Consider the following 5,754-nt stretch of genomic DNA (forward strand, 5'->3'; position numbering starts at 1 on the left):
GAGCACCCGCGAAGCCTCGGTGATCCCGGTGACCTTCGGCACGGCCGACGACTGTCTGTTCGAGTTCGGACGGCTGAAGGCCGGCGAGGTCGCGCTGATCCAGGCGGGCGCCTCGGGCGTCGGCGTGGCGGCGATCCAGCTGGCGGCCCGCGCCGGCGCTTCAATGGTGATCGCCACCGCCTCATCCGATGAACGGCTGGAGCGGCTCCGGCCGTTGGGCATGACCCACGGGATCAACTATCGCACCCACGACGTGGTCGAGGAGGTGATGCGGCTGACCAACAAGAAGGGCGCCGACGTGGTGGTCGATTCTGTCGGCGGCGCGACGCTGCAGGGCTCGATCCTGAGCCTGGCCTATCGGGGGCGGGTGTCGTCGGTCGGACAGGCGGGTCGCGACCGCCAGAAGATGGACCTGGGCACTCTGATGGGCGGCAATCGCACCATCTCCGGCGTCTTCCTGGGCGCAGAGATCACCACGGATCGGGTTCAGAAGAACATCGAGAAGCTGATCGCCGACGTCGCCAAGGGCGAGCTTAAGGTGCTGATCGATCGGGAGTTCCCGCTGTCGGAGGCGGCCGCCGCGCACGCCTATATCGAGAGCCGTCAGGCTGTGGGGCGCGTGCTGTTGATCCCTTAGGATCCGAAGATTTTCAACCACAGGCCGGCGAGGCCTAGAAGAATGAACGCCCACATCGCAAGAGACAGCAACAGGGGTACAAGCACGCGCATTTCTGTGATCGCCCCCCCAAAAAGCGACTGTTTCGTGATGATTGGCGCCGTCCTCGTCGGAAGACCAGCCGATTCACGCACAAGGATGAGTGGATTGTTCAACATACAACCCTCAGGGGTCGAGCCCAGGGGCCAATTGGGAGGCTGAAGACCATGCCGAGAGCCACGAACGGCGCGGTGGAGATCGAGTATGAGCGGTTCGGCGGCGCCGCCGCGCCGGCGGTGCTTCTGGTCAACGGCCTGGGGTCGCAGATGACCCGCTGGCCGGAAGACTTCTGCGGCAGGCTGGTGGCGCGAGGGTTTCAGGCGATCCGCTACGACAACCGCGACACCGGGCTCTCCACCTGGTTTCCCGAGGACGGCCGCTATGTGCTGGCCGACATGGCTCGCGACGGCATGGCGGTGTTGGACGCGCTGGGGATCGCGCGCGCTCACATCGCCGGGGTCTCCATGGGCGGCATGATCGTTCAGCGGATGGCGCTCGACCATCCGGATCGCGTGCTCTCCATGACGTCGATCATGTCGGCGCCCTATGGGAACGTCTCTTCGACGCCTGAGGCGGCGGCGGTGATTTCCGTCCCGCCGCCCAACCCCAAGGCCGACTTCCAGGCCTTCGTCGCGCATCAGATGCGCAATGGACGCACGATCGGCAGCCCCGCCTACCCGTGGTCGGACGACGAGCTGCGCGCCCGGGTCGAAGAGGAGTATCGCCGCGCCTTCAACCCCACCGGCGTGGTCCGCCAACGCCGCGCCATCGGCGCTGACGGCGACCGCACGGAAGCGCTGAAGGGCCTGAAGATCCCGACGGTCGTGCTGCATGGAGCGGACGACCCGTTGGTCCAGCTCCGCGACGGCGAAGCCACCGCCGCGGCGATCCCGGGCGCCGAACTGCGCGTGGTCCCCGGCATGGGCCACGACCTGCCGCCCGGCCTCTATGATACATTCGTCGACGCCATCCTGGCCGCCGCGGCGCGGGCGGGGACTTGACCGTTTCGCCCCCCTCCGTCCGCTTCGCGTCCACCTCCCCCGATCCGGCGCTGAGGCGCCTGGGGGAGAACGAGGTCCTGATCCTCTCTCGATGGGGGAGGGGGACCACGCAAAGCGTGGCGGAGGGGGCCCGCCACCCAAGCAACACCTGACGCGAAGGACCATCATGGGACGACTCTCCGGCCGTACGGCCGTCATCACCGGCGCGGCCAGCGGCATCGGGCGCGCGGCGGCCAGGCTGTTCGCGGCCGAGGGCGCGAGCCTGATCATCGCCGACAAGGCCGAGGCGGTCGCCGAGACGGCCGCGGCCGTCAATGCGGCCGGCGGCAAGGCCGTGGCCATCACCGGCGACGCCGGCGACGACGCCTTCGTGAAGTCGCTGGTCGACCGCGCCGTCGCGGAGTTCGGCGGCCTTGACGTGTTCTGGGCCAACGCCGGCATCTCCGGCGGCTTCGCGCCGTTGCACGAACAGACCGCCGACTACTGGGCCGAGATCCTGCGGGTGAACCTGATCGGCCCGTTCCTGGCCGTGAAGCACGCTTCGGCTGTGATGATCCCCAATCGCAAGGGCTCGATCATCTGCACGGCCTCCGTCGCGGGCATTCGTTCGGGCGCCGGCGGTCCGGCCTATTCGGCGTCGAAGGCCGGCGTGATCAACCTGGTGCAGACCGCCTGCAACGAGCTTTACGGCACAGGCGTGCGGGTCAACGCCATCGCGCCCGGCTTGATCGAGACCGGCATGACCAAGCCGATCTTCGACGGCGCCCGCGCGCGCGGGAACGAGGGCAAAATCGGCCAGCTCAACCCCACCACCCGCTATGGCGAGCCGGAAGAGATCGCCCGCGCCGGCCTGTTTCTGGCCAGCGACGACGCCTCCTACGTCAACGGCCAGACGATCGCGGTCGACGGCGGTCTCTCGACCTCGCACCCGGTGGTCCGGCGCAAGGCATGATCCTGCTGGTCCGGCACGGGCAGACCTTCTGGAACCGCGAACGCCGGATCCAGGGGCGCAGCGAATCCGAACTCACGCCGCTCGGCGAACGTCAGGCCGCCGCCATAGCGAGCCTGGTGGCCGATATCGTGCGCCGGGACGACGGCCCAAGCTGGCGACTGGTGTCCAGCCCTATAGGGCGCGCCGTCCAGACGGCCACGGCGATCTCGCGCGCGGCCGACCTGCCCATAGAGCTCGACCCAAGGCTGGCGGAGATCGCCTGCGGGGACTGGGAGGGCCGGCTGTGGGATGATGTGTCCGCCGAGCTTCCGGATTCCGTACCGCGCGATGAGCGGTTCTATCTGGCCCCGGGCGGTGAAACCTTCGACCAGGTCTCTGACCGTGTCGCGGACTGGCTGTCCGGCCTCCCGGACGAGCCCGACCGGCGCGTGATCGCGGTCAGCCACGGTGTGCTGGGGCGTCATCTGCGCGGTGCGTATGGAGCCTTCGACCGCACGGCGCTGCTGAGCCAGGACGTCCCCCAGGATGCGATCTTCCGTCTCTGGAACGGCCAGATCGACCGCCTGGCCTGTGAACCGGTGGAATAGGCGCGGTCCGTGATCCTGCTGGTCCGGCACGGACAGACCGAATTCAACCGCGAGCGGCGCCTGCAGGGGCGCATGGACTCGCCGCTCACCGAACTCGGCCTGCGGCAGGCCGAGGCGGTGGGCGAGCTGTTGGCCGGGATGATCCGCCCGGAGGACGGCTGGATGCTGGCGTCGAGCCCGCTGGGTCGGGCGCGCGACACCGCCACGGTCATCGGCGCGCGGCTCGGCCTGACCGTGATGCTCGACGATCGGCTGATCGAGGTGAGTTGGGGCTCGCGCGAAGGTCGGCTGCGGAGCGAACTGGAGGCGGATTATCCCGACACCTTCGGCCGCACCGGTTGGGCGTTCGACGCGCCCGAGTCCGAGGCGCTGGAGACAGTCGAGGCGCGGGTGGCGTCCTGGCTCGAAGACCTGCCGCCGGAGCCGTGGCGCCGGGTGATCGCGGTGAGCCACGGCGTGTCGGGCCGCGTTCTGCGCGGCCTCTACGCCGACCTGTCGCCCGCGGAGACGCGCCGCCAGGACGCGCCGCAGGACGCGGTGTTCCGCCTTCAGAACGGCCAGATCGACCGGTTTAACTGCCCGCCCCTGGACTGATCCGGACACCCAAGTTGCGCCGCTTCCTGCTCGCCGCCCTGATGCTCGGCCTGCCTGGCCCGCTGGCCGCGGCGGAGCACCGCCTGGCCGTCACGCCCTCCGCGGTCACGGTCGAGACGCGGCTCCTGGGCGACGCCGATGGCGAGACGCGGGTGATCCTCCCGGTCGGGGCCGGCGCCCCCCGCGTTTTCGGCGCCCGGATCGTGGCGCGGTCGGGCGGGGCCCTGGCGCTGAGCGCCAGGTCGGGCGCGCGGATCGCGGTTCGCTACGCCGTAGCGGCCGCGCCGGTGATGGCGGGCTCTCAGGTTTTCGCGGTTCTCGCGGATCGCCATGCGGAACCCGCCACGCTGACCTGGACCCGGCTGCCGAGGGGCTGGCGGTCTCTCTCGGATCTGGAGGGCGCGCAGGCCGTCGAGGCTGACCTGCCGCGCGCGACCCTGATGGCCGGGCCGAACCTGACCGTGGTCGAAGACGGCGCGGGAAACCGGGTGGCCACGCACGGCGACGCCGCCGCCGCCCGTCGCACGCTGGCGCTGGCCGCCCCGGTGCTGGCGGCGCACCGGGCCTACTGGCGGCGCGAAGGGCCGAGCCTGATCGCCCTGACCGCGCCGCCGCCGCCCTCGGCCGAGGCGCTGGCCGAGACGCTGGCCCGCGCCGATGTCCTGCGCGTGGGCGCGCCGAAAGCGGGGCTCGCCGAGGCGTTGACCGAGTTCCTGGCCGTCCGGCTGGCGCTGCGGTCCGGCGCGCTGGATGCGCCGACCTCGATCCTGCGACTCGACGCATCGGACCGCCCCGATACGCCCGTGGGGCGGCTGACCCTGTGGCTGCTTCGCCTGGACGACGAGCTCCACCTCAGAACCGGCGGCAAGGCGGATCTCGACGATGTGCTGCTGCGCATGCGCCAGCATCATGATCGTTTCGCGCCGGGCGCGGCGCCCGATCTGGAGACCGCCTTCATCTCGGCGGTCTGGGTCACCGCCGGGCTCGATGTCCGCCCGGACCTCGCGCGCCACGGCGCCGGCGGCCGGCCGGTTCCGCTTCCGGAAACGCTCTATGCCGGCTGCCTGATCGCCCGCGTGACGGTCGCGCCGGCCTTCGACGCGGGCTTCGATGTGGCCGCCTCCCAGGCCGCCAGGGCCGTGCGCGGCGTCAAGCGGCGCGGGCCGGCCTGGAACGCGGGCCTGCGCGACGGCATGCGGCTGGACGCTCTGAAGCTCAGCCCCGGCGACACCACCCGCGAGATCGAGGCGACCACGCGCCCGGCGCGCGGCGGACGGGCGCGGATGATCCGTTTCTGGCCCTATGGCGATGCGGTCACCGAGAGCCGCACCCTGGCGGCCCCCAGCCGCCCTCCGGTCCCCGACTGCGCCCGGCGCCTTGCCGGGCTCTGACGCGGAGGGGTAGAAGCGCGACCAACGTCAGGACAGCGCCCGAGACCCATGGCCGGCCACTCAAAGTTCAAGAACATCATGCACCGCAAGGGCCGCGCCGATTCCGCGCGGTCCAAGCTGTTCTCCAAGCTCTCGCGGGAGATCACCGTCGCCGCCAAGATGGGCCTGCCCGACCCGGCGATGAACGCCCGCCTGCGCCTGGCGGTGAACAACGCCAAGGCCGAATCCCTGCCGAAGGATGTCATCGAGCGCGCCATCAAGAAGGCGTCGGGCGGTGAGGCGGAGTCCTATGAGGAGATCCGCTATGAGGGCTTCGGCCCCGGCGGCGTCGGCGTGATCGTCGAGGCGCTGACCGACAACCGCAACCGCGCCGCCTCCACGGTGCGCTCCACCTTCACCAAGTGCGGCGGCGCGTTGGGCGAGACCGGATCGGTCTCGTTCATGTGGGACCGGGTGGGCCGCATCGTCTACGCGCCTTCCGCCGGGTCTGAAGATTCGGTGATGGAAGCCGCCA

The 5,754-nt window shown here is 70.6% G+C and carries 7 protein-coding genes; all 7 read left to right on the forward strand.

Translation table 11 applies throughout. The features are described 5' to 3' along the window. Window positions 1–637: zinc-binding alcohol dehydrogenase family protein (locus tag ACIQ3R_RS14350; RefSeq protein ID WP_397419542.1), on the forward strand; the 637-nt coding region annotated here is incomplete at its 5' end. Between the two features lie 245 nt (window positions 638–882). Next, the gene (locus ACIQ3R_RS14355; RefSeq protein WP_397419543.1) at window positions 883–1,716 is read left to right on the forward strand and encodes an alpha/beta fold hydrolase; all 834 of its coding nucleotides are present in this window, start codon (window positions 883–885) and stop codon (window positions 1,714–1,716) included. A 166-nt stretch (window positions 1,717–1,882) separates the two neighbouring features. Then, window positions 1,883–2,668 (forward strand): SDR family NAD(P)-dependent oxidoreductase, encoded by a 786-nt coding sequence (locus ACIQ3R_RS14360; RefSeq protein ID WP_397419544.1) that lies wholly within the window; start codon window positions 1,883–1,885, stop codon window positions 2,666–2,668. Beyond that, a complete protein-coding gene (locus ACIQ3R_RS14365; protein ID WP_397419545.1) occupies window positions 2,665–3,255 on the forward strand; it encodes a histidine phosphatase family protein in 591 nt (196 codons plus the stop codon). Before ACIQ3R_RS14360 ends, ACIQ3R_RS14365 begins: the two co-directional genes overlap by 4 nt. 9 nt (window positions 3,256–3,264) lie before the next feature. After that, window positions 3,265–3,849, forward strand: a complete 585-nt coding sequence (locus ACIQ3R_RS14370) for a histidine phosphatase family protein (protein WP_397419546.1) — start codon at window positions 3,265–3,267, stop codon at window positions 3,847–3,849. 14 nt (window positions 3,850–3,863) lie between these two features. Further along, window positions 3,864–5,240: a hypothetical protein gene (locus ACIQ3R_RS14375; protein WP_397419547.1), complete on the forward strand. Its 1,377-nt coding sequence runs from the start codon at window positions 3,864–3,866 to the stop codon at window positions 5,238–5,240. A 48-nt stretch (window positions 5,241–5,288) separates the two neighbouring features. Then, on the forward strand, window positions 5,289–5,754 hold a 466-nt coding region (locus tag ACIQ3R_RS14380), incomplete at its 3' end, for a YebC/PmpR family DNA-binding transcriptional regulator (protein WP_397419548.1).

It is taken from the genome of Phenylobacterium sp. (genome assembly GCF_044371015.1).
In the GTDB taxonomy this organism is placed as follows: domain Bacteria; phylum Pseudomonadota; class Alphaproteobacteria; order Caulobacterales; family Caulobacteraceae; genus Phenylobacterium.